Genomic DNA, 16,826 nt, shown 5'->3' on the forward strand with positions numbered 1-16,826 from the left:
TGTCGTTATATTAACCGAAGATGGAGGGTAATAAAAAAAAATCAACCATTTTTGTAGGAATTATATGCAAGATGATTGTTTATTAACTTTTTAATGGCATTATTGCTTAGACACTGATCAATTTAATTCATTTATGCTACATCTACCCTTTGGTCACACTGTGACTCTGATCATTATTACCGTTGCGATTTCTTTATTAGCATTTAGCAATCAAACCGTGATGAACCGTTTGATTTTTTGGCCACCTGCGATGCAACGTGGGCAATTTGACCGTTTTATTACCCATGGTTTTGTACATGCAGATGGGACACATTTACTGTTCAATATGATTACCCTATTTTTCTTCGGTAATATCATTGAAAGTTTTTATCGTGAATTCTTCTACGATATGGGCTTTGTACTGTTTTATTTAGGTGGATTAATTTTTGCTATCTTGCCAAGTTATTTAAAACATAAGAATGATGTCCGTTGGGCGAGTCTGGGTGCTTCAGGAGCAGTATCAGCCGTTTTATTTGCATATATTTTATTTCAACCGTGGAATTTAATTTTCGTATTCTTTATTCCAGTTCCAGCGATTATTTTCGCTATTTTATATGTGGCTTACAGTATTTGGTCTGGTAAACGTGGAAATACCAATATAAACCATAGTGCTCACTTATGGGGAGCAGCATACGGTGTCATTGTTACCGTTATCCTCGAACCTAAAGTTCTGCCACATTTTCTTAGCCAACTCACAAAACTCCCCTTCTAAACTAAAATATTTACACTCAATCCCTTTTGTAAATAACAAAAGGGATTATTGAACCGTACCAGGTTTGTCGGAGACTCAATATTCTGAGAGACTATTCCGATGAAAAAACCAAACTATACCCCCGAAATTAGAGAAAGAGCGGTTCAATTACTAATTGAATCTGAAAAAGATTATCCTTCTACTTGGGCAGCAATCACAGCTATTGCTCCTAAAATCGGTTGTACTCCTGAAACATTGCGTGTTTGGTATTTAAAGCATATGGATCAACTAAATCCTGCCAAAGTACAACAGAAATCTGACCAAGAAAAAATGAAGCAAATGGAACGTGAAATTAAAGAATTAAAGCGTGCCAATGAAATTCTACGCAAAGCAGCCGCTTTTTTCGCCCAGGCGGAGCTCGACCGCCCACACAAATAATGGTGGATTTTATCCAGAACAATAAAGATCGATATGGTGTTGAAGCGATTTGTAGAATTTTACCGATTGCAGCTTCGACCTATTATCGGGCTTTAGATCTCGTTGATAACCCAGAACATCGAGCGAAACGTGCTCTGCATGATTTACATCATGCAGAGCAAATCAAACGTATTTGGAAAGAAAGTTTAGGTCGATATGGTGTGCGTAAGGTCTGGCAACAATTGAAACGTGAAGGTTATGTTATCGCACGTTGTACAGTTGCTCGATTGATGCAGAAGCTAGGTATACAAGGTGTTTGGCGTGGTAAGAATAAACAAACCACCCGTAGCCGAGATGATCAAAAACGAGCAGATGACTTAGTAAAACGCAATTTTAATGCAGATCATCCTGACCAGCTGTGGGTCGCTGACTTCACGTATATTCAAACTCATTCAGGCTGGGTCTACACCGCATTTATTATTGATGTGTTCTCGCGAACAATTGTTGGATGGAAAGTATCAACACGGATGAATACAGATATGGTACTTGATGCACTGGAGCAAGCATTGCATGATCGAGGCATGCCAAAGAATGTGATTCATCATTCCGACAGAGGTGTGCAATATCTTTCCATTCGCTATACCAATCGTTTAGAAGCAGCAAATTTACGAGCATCAGTCGGTACAACGGGTGATTCATACGATAATGCTCTGGCTGAAACGGTGAATGGCTTATACAAAACAGAGGTGATTGAATATTTAAAAGCAGATTGGCAAGGTTTAGCGGATGTACAACTTGCGACATTAAATTGGGTAGATTGGTTCAACAAAAAGCGTGTACACAGTGCACTGGGTTATGTATCGCCTTTTGAGTTTGAAGCAATGTACTATGATAAGATTAATCCGTTAGGTCAGGTGGCCTAACTTAAATAAAAAAGTCTCCGATAAACCCGGTACGGTTCAAAGTTATTTTTGATCATAAGGTATGTGTCATTCTTTCATTTCTAACCAGTTATGATCGTGGTGCCTTAAGCTGTTCTGAGTTGAAGCCTGTTTATGAAATTTTGCCGATCTTGCAGCAAAAAATTCAGCAATATCGACATCATTTTGAATATTCCACAATGACCCTTTTAGGCTCCCAACTTATTCAAAAGATGAAGCAAGCTATTGCGATCATTAATTTTAACGGTGATATTTTAGAACTTAATGCGGAGGCACAACAATTATTTGAAATAAATCCTCAAATTCAAATAAAACAGCGACGCTTTGTTTTTACTGGTGAGAATCAAACTATTTTCGACCAAAATCTAATCGAATTGGAGCGAAATTATAAAAATAATCCAGATCTAAGTTATGCCGAGCGAACAAAAATTATGATGTTGGATCACCAACTTTTCCTGAGCCTAGATTTACTCTCTCCTGAAAAAGCGCATAAGATTTTTGGTTTGCGACCAGTTTTGTTAGTAACATTCTCAGGCTTAAAACATAGACCCAAATATCAGAAAGAAATTTGCGCAAAACTATTTATGTTTACACCTGTAGAACACAGAATCTGTGAACAACTCCTAGATGGAAAAACGGTCAAAGAAATTGCTATGTCACAAGATATTCAATCAGATACTGTCAAAAAGCATTTACAGTCCATCTTTAAAAAGACCCAAACTCACCGTCAAAGTGAGTTGATCCAATTATTAATGCAATTTCTATAACAGCTCTAGGCAATTTCAGCAGGAAAAGCGATCACTTGATCAATTTTCATCTTATTCATTACAACCATAAGTAAACGATCAATACCCAATGCAATACCGGAGCATTCAGGCATATGAGGTAAAGCAGATAATAGATATTGATCAGTAGGTATCACGGGTAAACCTTGTAAAGCACGTTCTTGATTATCGGCTTCAAATCGTGCTGCTAATACTTCTGCATCCAGAAGTTCGTCATAGGCATTAGCAAGCTCTAAGCCTTCAATATAGACCTCAAAACGAGCTGCAACCCATTCCCCATCTTCATCTTGTTTTACTTTTGCTAATGATGCCATCTCAGGTGGAAAATCTGTCAAAAATACAGGTTTGTCAAAGCCCAAACTTGGCTCTACAAAATGAGAAAATAATAAGTCCATGTAAGCCAAACGATCATCACCCAAATCAAGATTCAGACCGACACGATGTGCGGTGTCCTTAAGTTGTTTTAAGCTGGCTTGTAATGGGTTGATCTCTAAACGATCTTGAAAAGCATGCTTATAGCTCAAAATAATAGGACGAATTTCACCAAAACGATGTGCTAAACAGGTTTCCAATAGATCCGCTGTCTCATGCATTAAGGCTTTCAAATCCATAGCAGGTCGATACCATTCCAACATGGTGAATTCGCTATTGTGTTTACGTCCATGCTCATCATCACGAAAGACTTTACAAATTTGAAAGATTGGGCCACTACCACTCGCCAACAATCGCTTCATCGGGAACTCAGGCGAAGTCTGTAAATATTGAGTATTTAATTTTCCATGAATATGACGCTGTACTTGTACTGACGCCAAATGCACATCTGTGACCCCTGCTTGAGACAAAACTGGGGTTTCAACTTCTAAAACATTTCGTTCAGCAAAAAACTGACGAATTTTATTGTACATCTCTGCACGGGCTTTTATTGCCTCAAGCGAACAAGTCGGTTGATAAGATTTCTTAGTCTGGCTCATGCTTTTGGTCCACCGTGTGCTGCCCATTCACGGCGTAATGGATAATTCTTTCGGAGCAAATCAAACGCTTTTTGTTCAACTTTTCCATCCATGACACAAGCCCTTAATTTTTTATCATCTTCAGCAATATTATAAATTTGGCTAAGATGCTGCTTGAGTACTTCTTTCAAGTCTTGTTGTTCAAAGAATTGCTCAACATGCGGTAATTGGGTTTCGAACTGTTTAGATATTGGATAATCAAATTTATGACAAAATGCCTCATAAATCATCTGTGTACCACGGGCCTTACCTTCAAGACTATAACCCGCAATATGCGGTGTTGCTAAAGCCAACATATCTAGTAACTGTTGCGAAATTTCAGGTTCAAACTCAAATACATCTAATATAACTTTTCGATTATTCCTTTGGATATCTGTCATTAAAGCTGCTTCTTGAATCACTGGACCACGCGCGCTATTAATCAGTATCGCGGATTCTTTCATTTGAGCAAACGTTGCTTCATTAAATAAATGTTGTGTTGGATGATCACCAGTTGACGTTAACGGTACATGAATGGATATGGCATCAGCACGTGCTAGTAACGCATCAAACGATACATTTTCAATACCATCTAGCTGTACAAGAGGATCATAGCCAATCACTGTCCAACCTAATAATTGGGCCATTTTTGCAAGTCGACGACCAACATTACCTAAGCCAACAATCGCTAATGTAAATTCATGATTTCTTTCTAATAATTCGATGTCTAGGTGCAGCAACGCAGTGATAACATATTCTGCGACCGCTTGAGCATTACAACCCGCTGCATTCGTCCACGTGATGTTTTGTTGTTCTAGCGCTTGAATATCGAGATGATCTGTTCCAATCGTTGCACTACCGACAAACTGAATTGTAGTCTGGTCAATTAGGGCATGATTAACTTTAGTAACCGATCTAACCAATAAAGCATCAGCATTTTGAACATCTGCATGAGTCAATGTTCGCCCCGCTCGATGTTGTATTTCTGCAAACTCCGCAAAGAAATAATCGGTAAAAGCCAAATTTTCATCTGCGATAATTTTCATGCAGGATATTCCATCTGTTGATCTAGGCTTATTATCCTTAGCATCAGTCAAATTGACAAATTAAATCTCAACGTTTCCAATAAAATGGCGAGAAACATTACAACTTTGCAGAGATCATGCGACTTATTGCCAATCCTCAGAAGCAGTTTTACTTTTATAATGGCGACATATTTTATCTTTTAAAGTTCTGTTATGACGCCTTACTCTCCCTACAAAGGCAAAAATGGTATCAAGCGTATTTTGAATGCAACGGGTTATTCTCTCGCTGGTTTTAAAGCCGCATTCAGCTATGAAGCCGCTTTTAGACAAATTTTATTACTCAATCTTGTTTTAATTCCAACTAGCTTTTTTGTTCATTTTTCTGCCCTTGAACAAGCATTGATGGTCGCTGTTTGCTTACTTGCTATTATTGTAGAGTTATTTAATTCTGCAATTGAAGCTGTGGTTGATCGCATATCGTTGGAGATACATCAGCTCTCAAAAAATGCCAAAGATATGGGCAGTGCTGCTCAATTTGTATCTCTTGGAATCATTTTTTCAACATGGATGATTATCCTGTTAAAGTGATTTGTAAATAAGAAATGCTTTTGCATTTCTTATTTTTTTCAATACTCATAGTCATTTGATTCTAAATTAAAATCCGAATCCTAGACCAACGACAGGACCTTTTTGTACGGTATCCCATTTAAAGTTACCATCAGAATAGTCTTGTGATACGTATCGATAACCCACTCTAAAATTTACTGGGGTTGAAAATACAGCTTTACGGTATCCCAAATAAGCCTGAGCGATTTGTGTTTGTTCGGTACCGTGAGTGTATTGCGCTGCTAAATTCCACGGAGAAGTAGAGTTGTAACGTATCCGCGCCCCACCAAAATATTCAAACCAGTGTTTTTCAACAGCAACACCTTTGCCCAAAGCATCTAAGGTTCCCTCTAGATCTGTATAATTCACACCTAAAGTGGGTTCAATGATCCAGCCTGTACCATCAGAAAATTGTTCAAATGCACGATAATAAATTCCTGCATTACTTAAGTTTACAGTGGTCGATAATGCAATTGGGTAATTATAAACTTGCTTTTCTTCTTCAGTCTTTACATATTGAATATCAGTATAAATCCCCCACTTCCCTTTGGTTACTTCCAGATGTCCCATCAAAGCTTGATCAAGCGCCTCTAGGGTATCTTTAACAGGTTGATCTAACTGATAGTTAATCCCTTGATAACCTATTATTCCATTTATGTCCGCCGCAAAACCATAAATATTCAAAAAAACCTTAGTCTCACCTTGGAATGAATCTTTTATCGTATCCGCGTAGGCTTACGAGCTTAAAGCCATACACCCAAGAATTAATAATGATAACCGAACCATTTTCTACTCCTAAAACCGTTTAATTATTTAAAATTTACTTATCAAGTTATTTATTTAAGTCAGATCATTAATAACGTTTTGATTGTGATTTTTCTATACTTCAAACGTAAAAAATCCCTGCCAAGGCAGGGATTTTTTTAAATATGAGCGACAATGTGATTACATCATTCCGCCCATACCACCCATACCGCCCATATCTGGAACAGCTGGTTTGTCTTCAGGAATGTCAGTAATCATACATTCTGTAGTTAACATTAAGCCAGCAACAGAAGCAGCGTGCTCAAGTGCAGAACGAGTTACTTTAGCTGGGTCAAGGATACCCATTTCTAACATATCACCATATTCGCCAGTTGCAGCGTTGTAACCAAAGTTACCTTCACCATTCTTAACAGCGTTGATAACTACAGATGGCTCATCACCAGCATTCGCAACGATTTGACGAAGTGGAGCTTCGATCGCACGGCGTAAAATGTTGATACCAGCTGTTTGATCTTCGTTAGCGCCTTTTAAGCCTTCAAGAGCATTTACAGCGCGAACAAGAGCAACACCACCACCAGCAACAACACCTTCTTCAACTGCTGCACGAGTTGCGTGAAGTGCGTCGTCTACGCGGTCTTTCTTCTCTTTCATTTCAACTTCAGTTGCTGCACCGATTTTAATTACAGCAACACCGCCTGCTAACTTAGCAACACGTTCTTGTAATTTTTCACGGTCATATTCTGAAGTAGATTCTTCGATTTGAGCACGGATTTGTTGAACACGCTCAGCGATAGCAGCAGCATCACCAGCACCGTCAACAATAACTGTGTTTTCTTTAGAAACAGTGATTTTGTGCGCTGTACCTAAATCTTGAAGAGTTGCTTGTTCTAAAGACATACCAACTTCTTCAGAAATAACTGTTGCGCCAGTCAAGATCGCGATGTCTTGAAGCATTGCTTTACGACGGTCACCGAAACCAGGAGCTTTAACAGCACATACTTTGATGATACCGCGCATGTTGTTTACAACAAGAGTTGCAAGCGCTTCACCTTCAACATCTTCAGCGATGATAAGAAGTGGTTTACCAGTTTTAGCAACTGCTTCTAAAACAGAAATCAATTCACGAATGTTGCTGATTTTTTTATCAACAAGAAGGATGAACGGATTTTCAAGTTCAGCAGTTAAAGTATCTTGTTTGTTTGCAAAGTACGGAGAGATATAACCACGGTCAAACTGCATACCTTCTACAACGTCTAATGCATCTTCGAAGCCAGAGCCTTCTTCTACAGTGATTACGCCTTCTTTACCTACTTTTTCCATTGCTTGAGCAATAAGTTTACCAACAGTAGTATCAGAGTTAGCAGAGATTGAACCTACTTGTTCAATTGCTTTGAAATCATCAGCTGGTTTAGCAATAGAACGGATATTTTCAACTACAGTTTTTACTGCAATGTCGATACCGCGTTTTAAATCCATTGGGTTCATACCAGCAGTTACTGATTTGATACCTTCATTTAAAATTGCTTGAGCAAGTACAGTTGCAGTCGTTGTACCATCACCCGCGATGTCATTTGTTTTTGAAGAAACTTCACGAACAAGTTGAGCACCCATGTTTTCAAACTTGTCTTTTAAAGAAATTTCTTTAGCAACAGTTACACCATCTTTAGTGATGTGAGGTGCACCGAAAGAACGATCGATTACAACGTTACGACCTTTAGGACCTAAAGTGACTTTAACCGCATCTGCAAGTACGTTTACACCTGCAATCATTTTTGAGCGAGCTGAATCACCAAATTTTACGTCTTTAGCTGACATGTTAAACTCCGAATCTTTAAATACTTTATCTGATAATAAATGTGAGTTATGTGTCGATTAGCCTTCAAGCACAGCTAAGATATCTGACTCTTTCATAATCAAGAGTTCTTCACCGTTTACTTTTACAGTTGTACCTGCATAAGTACCGAATAATACTTTGTCTCCAACTTTAACATCCAAAGCACGCACACCATTGTCAGTGATTTGACCATTACCTACTGCGATCACTTCACCTTGAGAAGGTTTTTCAGCAGCAGAACCTGGAAGTAAAATACCACCAGCAGTCTTGGTTTCTTCTTCTACGCGACGAATCACAACACGATCATGTAACGGACGAATGTTGCTCATAGTTAACTCCATCAGACTTAGTCTTTTTTGATTAATTTGCATTGCTAATCAGTAGCAATGAACAAAAAATTTGATATGCCACATTTGTGGGGTTAAAAAAAAAGGCTTCAAGGGTAAAAATAAAAAAATTTATACTTTTTTGATGATTTTTTAATCCAACAAAAAAATGATTGACTCATAAATCGACACTATTTGATTTTAAAAAATTTTTTTCATTTTCATCAAACCAATAATGTTCGATTTTGCCATTTGCTGAAATTATATTAAAACTGTTAGACAAGCCAAAACGCAATCGATTAGAAATAGCTGTTCCAGCATGAATGTCATAAATTGAATGATCAAATCCCAAATTAAACACCTGATTCAAATCATGGATAGCGACTTTATGCAAATGTCCATGTAACAGTCCCCAAAGTCCTGTCTTACCCCATTGTTCAAGCGCTATCTTCGCCAGTACAGGACAATCTTTATCCCCATGATCATGAGGAAATGTATAAAAAGGTTGATGAAAAACAACGAGCTTGGTTTTATTATTCGGAGCATTTCTTAGCTTTTCAGCTACTTCATGTATTTGTTCTAGTGATACATGACCGCGTGTATGATAGCGGCGACGTATGCTATTCACCCCAACAATATAGAAATTCGATGTTTCTAGTGTCGTTTCTAATCGACCAAAAAATGCCTGATAACGAACAAATGGTGAAAAAAAGCGATTCCATACGTGAAACAAGGGAATATCATGGTTACCTGGAACAACCAAATAAGGCAAATCTAAGGAATCGAGAAATTGTCGACAATCAAAAAACTGTTTCAATCTCGCTCTTTGCGTCAAATCTCCACTGACAATCACAGCTTCTGGGCGGTGTAATTCACAAAAATCACGAATTGCCTGAATACAAACTTCACGCTCAGTTCCAAAATGTAAGTCAGACAGGTGTAATAACATGGGGAACCATCACTTTTAATGCTGATTTTTTTACTGCGAAATTTAAAGGAGTTTCCAACTCGACAATTTCACCATCGAGTGCAACCGTTAATTTTTTCTTTTTAGATTCAACCTGAATATGTTCTGCGCAAAATGAATAAACATCAGATGCTTGATCAATTTTTCCTTGAACAAACTGAAATAACATTCTTAATAAACTCAATCGATCATTTTTAGCCACCAAAACACCAGCCAGTTTTCCATTTGCAGCACATTCTGCAATTCTTAATTTCATATCACAGAGCTGCAATTGATTATTTCCAAAAAAAATCAAAGGTGTTTTAACTGGATATTTTTTTTCATCAATACTAATCGATAATTTCAAAGATTGATGCTCACGCAATAAAACATCTAAAGCGGATGTATAAGCATGTAAGGGGAAGCGACCAAAAAGTCGATTGAATGTTTCTCTTTTTTTTATAAACAATGGGTATAAACCTAAACTTGCATTATTTAAATAGATCTGATCATTTAAAGTTGCAATATGCACTTCTCGATAAGTACCTGTCGCAATCACCTCGGCAGCTTTAAAAATATCAATTGGAATTTCTAAAACACGAGCAACATAATTAAATGTTCCTAAAGGAATAATTCCCATAGGAATATCAGTGTGCATTAATTTTTTTGCAACAGCATTCAGAGTACCATCTCCCCCAGCAGCCACAATAACACCAGTTTTTTCTGATTGCTGATGTCTTAGTAATACTGTTTCCATCATCGCATCAAAATCATTTCTCGCATTTAGCTCAAATACCTGAATCTCAAAACCATATCGAGTCCAAAATGTCATCAAACGCTCGTAGACTTCATCTTGTTGAGCTGCATGAAATCCAGACTTTTGATTATAAATAATAGATAAGGGCTGTAACTCTTGATTCATATACTGCAGCCTTGACGACGATATCCAATATATTTGTTTATAAAAACAACAATTAAAAGCTAGTTTATGTAAAATTCGGATGATGATTATTCAATTTATCAATAATAATTCTCAAGAAAAGTTAAAAATCATAAACTATTGTTTTTAATAAGTATTTATAATAAAAATAACACACATAAAAAAATCACATGCGAACAAAAACCATAACCAAAAACATCAAAAACAATAACTTATGAAAAAATATACATTCTTTCACTAATCGGGAATATGATCCGATAGTCTTATTTTTTTTACGATTTTGTGCTTTAATACAGCCACTTTTTTTACTTCATCTATTTTCATTGTCACCCAATGAATAGAACTGTACGTCGTACACACTTTAAAAAGGCATCACCATGACCCAAGTGAACGCACCAGAATTCGTTCGTCACCCTAAGCTTATTGCATGGGTGGAAGAAATTGCAAAATTAACCAAACCAGCAAAAATCGAATGGTGTGACGGAAGCGAAGAAGAATATCAACGTCTGATCGACTTGATGATCGCTAACGGCACCATGCAAAAACTTAACCAAGAAAAACATCCTGGTTCTTACCTTGCAAATTCTGACCCTTCTGACGTTGCTCGTGTTGAAGATCGCACTTATATCTGCTCTCAAAACCAAGAAGATGCTGGTGCAACGAATAACTGGGTTGCTCCTGCAGAAATGCGCGAAAAGTTAAATGGTTTATTTGATGGCTCAATGGAAGGCCGCACCATGTATGTGGTTCCTTTCTCTATGGGTCCATTAGGTAGCCACATTGCACATATCGGTATCGAATTAACAGATTCACCTTACGTTGCTGTTAGCATGACTAAAATGGCGCGTATGGGTAAAGCAGTTTATGACGTGTTAGGTACAGATGGTGAATTCATCCCATGTGTACACACAGTAGCTGCTCCACTTAAAGAAGGTCAAAAAGATGTTGCTTGGCCTTGTAACAATGAAAAATATATCGTGCATTACCCAGAAACTCGTGAAATCTGGTCTTACGGTTCTGGTTATGGTGGTAACGCTTTACTTGGTAAAAAATGTTTAGCTTTACGTATTGCATCTGCAATGGGTCGTGAACAAGGCTGGTTAGCTGAGCACATGCTTATTTTGGGCGTAACAAACCCACAAGGTGAAAAACACTACATCGCAGCGGCATTCCCTTCTGCTTGTGGTAAAACTAACTTTGCAATGTTAATTCCACCAGCGGGTTATGAAGGTTGGAAGATTGAGACTGTAGGTGACGATATTGCTTGGATTAAACCAGGTGAAGATGGTCGTTTATATGCAATCAACCCAGAAGCTGGTTTCTTCGGTGTTGCACCTGGTACAAACACCAAAACCAACCCGAACTGTATGGCGACATTAACTAAAGATGTAATCTATACAAACGTTGCAGTTACTGAAGACGGTGAAGTTTGGTGGGAAGGTCTTTCTAAAGAAGTTCCATCAAACCTTACCAACTGGAAAGGTCAGCCACACGTTGCTGGTGAAAAAGCGGCACATCCAAATGCACGTTTCACAGTTTCAGCAGGTCAATGCCCTTCTATCGACGCTGACTGGGAAAATCCAGCAGGTGTACCGATCTCTGCATTCATTTTCGGCGGTCGTCGCGCAGACACAGTACCTTTAGTTTCTGAAGCATTTGACTGGGTTGATGGCGTGTATAAAGCTGCAACTATGGGCTCAGAAACAACTGCTGCTGCTGTTGGTCAACAAGGTATTGTTCGTCGTGATCCATTTGCGATGCTTCCTTTCGCAGGTTATAACATGGCTGATTACTTCGGTCACTGGTTACAACTTGGTCAAGAAGTGGGTGCTAAAGCAGAAGCTGCAGGTAATAAATTACCAAAAATCTTCAACGTAAACTGGTTCCGTCGTGATGCTGAAGGCAACTTCGTATGGCCTGGTTTCGGTCAAAACATGCGTGTTCTTGAGTGGATCATTGATCGTTGTGAAGGTCGTGCTGAAGCAACTGAAACTCCTATTGGTTACGTTCCAACTTATGAACAATTGAACTGGACAGGTATCGACTTCTCTAAAGAGCAATTCGAAACTGTTACAGCACAAGACAAAGACCAATGGATCAAAGAGCTTGAAAGCCACACTGAGTTATTTACTAAACTTGGTGATCGTTTACCACAAGCACTTAAAGATCGTCAAAATGAATTATTAGCAGCTGTTAAGTCTGCTTAATTACCTTAGCTCCCTCCCTTTAATAAAGAGGGATCAAGGGATAATAAAAAAGATCGCTTCAGCGATCTTTTTTATATTAGTCTATTTAAGCGGCTACAATATGATTCGGCTTATTTGATAAATAGGCATCTAAGCGATCAATTTCATTTTGCGAAAAAACCAATCCTAATTTAGAACGTCTCCAAAGAATATCTTCGCTAGTTGTTACCCATTCAAATCGACATAAGTAATCCACTTCTTTAGCAAATAATCCATGTCCAAAACTCAGTCCAAGCTGATCAATTGAAACAGCCTCGCCCAAGATATTCCAAATACGCGAACCATAAGAAGTCGCCCAACGTTTTGCTAAGCTCTCAGAAACATCTGTAATTTGTGCACGAATCTCATTCACTAATTGTTCAGCAGATGCCATATTTTCGCCACCAGGTAAAGCCTCAGTTGCGGTCCAACTCCCCTTCATTTCAGGGAAGAATGCTTTTAACTGCTGCATAGCCGACTCAGCCAATTTCCGATAAGTCGTTAACTTTCCACCAAAAACAGAAAGTAATGGTGCCTGATCATGAGTTTCTTGAGATAAAGCTAAGGTATAGTCTCGTGTAATGGCTGAAGGATTATCGGACTCATCATCACATAATGGTCTAACCCCAGAAAATGTCCAAATAATATCAGCTTGAGTAAGCTGTTTTTTGAAATGTGCATTACTCACTTCAAGCAAATAATCTGTTTCTGCTTGCGTAATTTGTACTTTTGATGGATCACCCTGATATTCACGATCAGTCGTACCAATCATTGTATATTGATCTAAATACGGAATCGCAAACACAATACGGCGGTCATCATTTTGCATAATAAATGCTTTGTCACCTTCATACAGTTTCGGCACAACAATATGACTACCTTGAATCAAACGAATGCCATAAGGTGATTTGAGCTCTAAATCTTGTTTGATGAATTGTGCGACCCAAGGACCTGCAGCATTAACTAAAGCTTTAGCTTTAATTTTAAATGAACCTTGTGCATTCTCTAGTTCTACAACCCAATAACCCTCTACACGTTGAGCTGATAAACAACGTGTGCGAGTAATAACATCAGCGCCTTTTTCACGTGCATGCATAGCATTTAACACAACCAGACGTGAATCATCAACCGCACAATCAGAATATTCAAAACCGCGAGTAATTGCTGAATTTAGTGGGCTATCATCTTTAAAATAGACATTATTTGATCCCAATAATTTCTCACGTTTACCTAAATGGTCGTAAAAAAATAGGCCTGTTCGAATCAGCCATGCTGGACGTAAATGTGGGCGATGCGGCATGATAAATCGCATTGGACGAATGATATGCGGCGCTTTAGCCAATAACACTTCACGCTCAGCCAATGCCTCACGGACGAGACGGAATTCTTTATGTTCGAGGTAGCGCAATCCACCATGAATGAGCTTGCTACTTGCAGATGATGTATGACTTGCTAAATCATCTTTTTCGCATAAGAACACAGACAAACCACGTCCTGCTGCATCTGCAGCGATACCTACACCATTGATACCACCACCAATCACAGCGATATCATAAATTTTGTCTTTTAACAGAGGAGAAGTTTGCATATGTCACCGCAAATTTTCATTATTGTTCAATAATGAAAATTAAAACACATCAAATGAAAATAAACAATAAAAAATAGACATAAAAATGCCAATCAGCAGTCATTTAAAGATAAATGGTAAATTTATAAATCACAGGAAAAATGCTGAAGTATTAAACAAAAAAGATTTTTTGAAAGTTTTTAGACTAAATAATAGAAATATTGAGCTAAATCAATTAGCTCAAATAGTACATCGCAATGTTCGAAAATGAATACTTATTTTGCGACAATCAAACCAACATCCAATTCACGGATTGTCTTCATGTATTCTTCATTAGGCTGCTGATCTGTAAATATACAATCAACTTGTTTGAGTGATCCCAATCGGATCATGGCATTACGACCAAATTTACTACTGTCGGCTGCTAAAAACACTTGCCTAGCACTAGATAAAATTTCTTGAGAAACACACACTTCTTGAAAATCAAAATCAAGAAGCGTTCCATCTTCTTCAATACCACTAATACCAATCAACGCATAATCAGCTTTAAATTGTTTAAAAAAATCAGCCGTAGCTTGACCAATAACCCCACCATCAGGACGAACACGACCACTCGCAATTAAGACCTCAAAGTCTTCCTTATTACTCAAAATCTTAGCCACATTAAGATTATTAGTAATGATTTTTAAACCAGTATGATTTAAAAGTGCATGAGCGATTGCTTCAGTTGTTGTACCAATATTAATAAATAAAGATGCATGGTCTGGAACAGCCGCTGCTACAGCCGCTGCAATCGTTCTTTTTTCTTCAAGCATGTAGCCAACACGAGTCGTATATTCAGTGTTTTCCACCGTTGAATCATGTGCCGCTCCGCCATGATAGCGACGCAGCAAACCTTCATCAGCAAGCTGGTTGATATCACGACGAATCGTTTGAGGTGTTACATCAAAATATTGAGCAAGCTCTTCAATACTTATATAGCCACGTTCTCTCACTAATTCGAGGGTTTTTTGTTGGCGTAGTATCAAGCTCATGCTCATATATCCTGTGTTGTTGTATATCTTCGGCGGCTATTTTACCCTAATCTTCTGCCCAATCACGAGTACGTCCAACAGCTTTTAACCACCCTTTATAGAGTTTTTCGGTTTCGTCGCGGGTACATTCAGGAGTAAAACTACGCTCAATCGTCATTCTACTCTTTAATTCATTCAAATCAGACCAAAACCCGACCGCTAAACCAGCTAAAAACGCAGCGCCCATACCTGTAGTTTCTTTCATTGCAGGTCGTTCAACTGAAGTGCCTAAAATATCAGCTTGGAATTGCATCAAGAAATTGTTTGCAGTTACGCCACCATCAACGCGTAATGTGCGTAATTTCTCACCCGAATCTTGTTGCATTGCATCTAAAACATCACGTGTTTGATATGCAATCGATTCTAAAGTTGCTCGAATAATATGCTCAATACTCACACCGCGTGTAATACCCAAAATCGCACCGCGTGCTGTAGGGTCCCAATATGGCGCACCTAAACCTGTAAACGCAGGTACAACATAGACCCCATTACTGTCTTTTACTTTTGTTGCGTAGTATTCAGAATCATGTGAGTCATTAATCGCTTTTAATTCATCACGCAACCATTGCACACATGAACCACCATTAAACACAGCACCTTCTAATGCATAATTCACTTCACCTTTTGCACCACATGCAATTGTTGTAAGTAAACCATGTTCAGACTGAACAATTCGCTTGCCCGTGTTCATTAAAAGGAAGCAACCCGTACCATAAGTGTTTTTAGCTTGTCCAACTTCTACGCACATTTGTCCAAACAATGCTGCTTGCTGATCACCAGCAATACCTGCAATTGGAATTCCAACTTCTTGCCCACTAATTGTATGTGTATATCCGTACACTTCCGAAGAACTACGTACCTCAGGCAACATTGCTTTCGGAATATTTAAAGCTTTGAGTAACTTATCATCCCATTCCAAAGTTTCAATGTTGAAAAGCATAGTACGAGAAGCATTAGTATAATCAGTTACATGTGCTTGCCCATTGGTAAGTTTCCAAATCAACCATGTATCAATCGTACCGAAAAGAAGCTCACCACGCTCCGCACGTTCACGACTACCTTCTACTCGATCTAGGATCCACTTAATTTTTGTTGCAGAAAAATAAGGATCAATTACAAGCCCTGTGACTTTACGAATATAGTCTTGCCAACCATCTTGACGAAGCTGATTACAAATTTCGTTGCTTTGACGGCTTTGCCAAACAATCGCATTGTAGATAGGTTTACCTGTTTTTTTATCCCAAATTACAGTAGTTTCGCGTTGGTTGGTGATCCCAATCGCTGCGATTTGATCACTTGCAATACTTGCCTGTGCAAGTGCCTCAACCCAGACTGCACTTTGTGTTGCCCATATCTCCATCGGATCATGCTCTACCCAACCTGGTTGTGGGTAGATTTGGGTAAACTCACGTTGAGCGATCGTGATTACATTTGCATCGTGATCCAACACGATCGCACGTGAACTCGTGGTACCTTGGTCAAATGCAACCACATATTTTTTTTGACTATCTGTAGAGATCATGACATACCTATCCAGACTTGCCTTATTTATTTGAGCAACAAATTAAATGCCCGTTAAAAAACGGGCTTCGATACTGCAATAAAGCAATGACTTCTGTATTAAATAAAAAAACTTGGCAGATTATATGCAAAATTG

At 38.4% G+C, this 16,826-nt stretch carries 14 protein-coding genes, 1 pseudogene and 1 other annotated feature; of the genes and pseudogenes, 5 read left to right on the forward strand and 10 right to left on the reverse strand.

The features are described from left to right. The first annotated feature begins 133 nt into the window (after nucleotides 1-133). The 3 genes and pseudogenes from R2H34_RS12070 to R2H34_RS12080 form a co-directional block, all read left to right on the forward strand. Nucleotides 134-751 carry a rhomboid family intramembrane serine protease gene (locus tag R2H34_RS12070; RefSeq protein WP_004912671.1) on the forward strand — a complete coding sequence of 206 codons (618 nt, stop codon included), beginning with the start codon at nucleotides 134-136 and terminating at the stop codon, nucleotides 749-751. Between the two features lie 99 nt (nucleotides 752-850). Further along, nucleotides 851-2,070, forward strand: a protein-coding gene (locus tag R2H34_RS12075) for an IS3-like element ISAba29 family transposase (RefSeq protein WP_318342272.1) whose coding sequence is annotated in 2 segments (ribosomal slippage) — nucleotides 851-1,127 and nucleotides 1,127-2,070 — 1,221 coding nt in all. Because the reading frame shifts where the segments join, the coding sequence is not laid out codon by codon here. Further along, nucleotides 1,126-1,242 (forward strand) — a sequence feature (AL1L pseudoknot). (Overlaps the previous gene by 117 nt.) A gap of 38 nt (nucleotides 2,071-2,108) precedes the next feature. After that, nucleotides 2,109-2,855, forward strand: a pseudogene (locus R2H34_RS12080) (helix-turn-helix transcriptional regulator); the annotation flags it as partial. Nucleotides 2,856-2,860: 5 nt separating this feature from the next. Here the strand turns inward: R2H34_RS12080 and epmA are convergent. After that, a complete protein-coding gene (epmA, locus tag R2H34_RS12085) occupies nucleotides 2,861-3,844 on the reverse strand; it encodes an EF-P lysine aminoacylase EpmA (protein ID WP_087540769.1) in 984 nt (327 codons plus the stop codon). Beyond that, entirely contained in the window at nucleotides 3,841-4,908 is a 1,068-nt protein-coding gene (locus tag R2H34_RS12090) for a 4-phosphoerythronate dehydrogenase (protein ID WP_004963357.1), read from the reverse strand. Before R2H34_RS12090 ends, epmA begins: the two co-directional genes overlap by 4 nt. Nucleotides 4,909-5,100: 192 nt before the next feature. Between R2H34_RS12090 and R2H34_RS12095 the strand changes: the two genes are divergently transcribed. Next, nucleotides 5,101-5,475, forward strand: coding sequence for a diacylglycerol kinase (locus R2H34_RS12095; RefSeq protein WP_004963359.1), 375 nt, complete (start codon nucleotides 5,101-5,103; stop codon nucleotides 5,473-5,475). Between the two features lie 66 nt (nucleotides 5,476-5,541). On the opposite strand, the gene R2H34_RS12100 is transcribed toward R2H34_RS12095, so the two are convergent. From R2H34_RS12100 to R2H34_RS12120, 5 genes are all read right to left on the reverse strand, one after another. Continuing rightward, nucleotides 5,542-6,213 (reverse strand): hypothetical protein, encoded by a 672-nt coding sequence (locus R2H34_RS12100; protein WP_228128839.1) that lies wholly within the window; start codon nucleotides 6,211-6,213, stop codon nucleotides 5,542-5,544. Between the two features lie 225 nt (nucleotides 6,214-6,438). Beyond that, on the reverse strand, nucleotides 6,439-8,073 hold the full coding sequence (gene groL / locus R2H34_RS12105; protein WP_001274625.1) for a chaperonin GroEL: 1,635 nt from the start codon (nucleotides 8,071-8,073) through the stop codon (nucleotides 6,439-6,441). A 57-nt stretch (nucleotides 8,074-8,130) separates the two neighbouring features. Beyond that, nucleotides 8,131-8,421 (reverse strand): co-chaperone GroES, encoded by a 291-nt coding sequence (gene groES, locus R2H34_RS12110; protein ID WP_000065579.1) that lies wholly within the window; start codon nucleotides 8,419-8,421, stop codon nucleotides 8,131-8,133. 175 nt (nucleotides 8,422-8,596) lie between these two features. After that, complete coding sequence (locus R2H34_RS12115) at nucleotides 8,597-9,367, reverse strand: metallophosphoesterase family protein (RefSeq protein WP_004963365.1); 771 nt, start codon at nucleotides 9,365-9,367, stop codon at nucleotides 8,597-8,599. Further along, nucleotides 9,348-10,286 (reverse strand): diacylglycerol/lipid kinase family protein, encoded by a 939-nt coding sequence (locus tag R2H34_RS12120; protein ID WP_004963368.1) that lies wholly within the window; start codon nucleotides 10,284-10,286, stop codon nucleotides 9,348-9,350. The genes R2H34_RS12115 and R2H34_RS12120 overlap by 20 nt, the downstream gene beginning before the upstream one ends. 395 nt (nucleotides 10,287-10,681) lie before the next feature. Here R2H34_RS12120 and R2H34_RS12125 point away from each other — a divergent pair, with 395 nt between their 5' ends. After that, on the forward strand, nucleotides 10,682-12,511 hold the full coding sequence (locus R2H34_RS12125) for a phosphoenolpyruvate carboxykinase (GTP) (protein WP_004963370.1): 1,830 nt from the start codon (nucleotides 10,682-10,684) through the stop codon (nucleotides 12,509-12,511). A gap of 85 nt (nucleotides 12,512-12,596) precedes the next feature. On the opposite strand, the gene glpD is transcribed toward R2H34_RS12125, so the two are convergent. The 3 genes from glpD to glpK form a co-directional block, all read right to left on the reverse strand. After that, nucleotides 12,597-14,117, reverse strand: a complete 1,521-nt coding sequence (gene glpD / locus R2H34_RS12130) for a glycerol-3-phosphate dehydrogenase (protein WP_004963374.1) — start codon at nucleotides 14,115-14,117, stop codon at nucleotides 12,597-12,599. 254 nt (nucleotides 14,118-14,371) lie between these two features. Further along, entirely contained in the window at nucleotides 14,372-15,130 is a 759-nt protein-coding gene (locus tag R2H34_RS12135) for a DeoR/GlpR family DNA-binding transcription regulator (RefSeq protein ID WP_004963376.1), read from the reverse strand. Between the two features lie 46 nt (nucleotides 15,131-15,176). Beyond that, complete coding sequence (gene glpK / locus R2H34_RS12140; RefSeq protein WP_087540767.1) at nucleotides 15,177-16,691, reverse strand: glycerol kinase GlpK; 1,515 nt, start codon at nucleotides 16,689-16,691, stop codon at nucleotides 15,177-15,179. Between the last annotated feature and the right edge of the window lie 135 nt (nucleotides 16,692-16,826).

The organism is Acinetobacter sp. 16 (genome assembly GCF_033439925.1).
Taxonomy (GTDB): Bacteria; Pseudomonadota; Gammaproteobacteria; order Pseudomonadales; family Moraxellaceae; genus Acinetobacter; species Acinetobacter junii.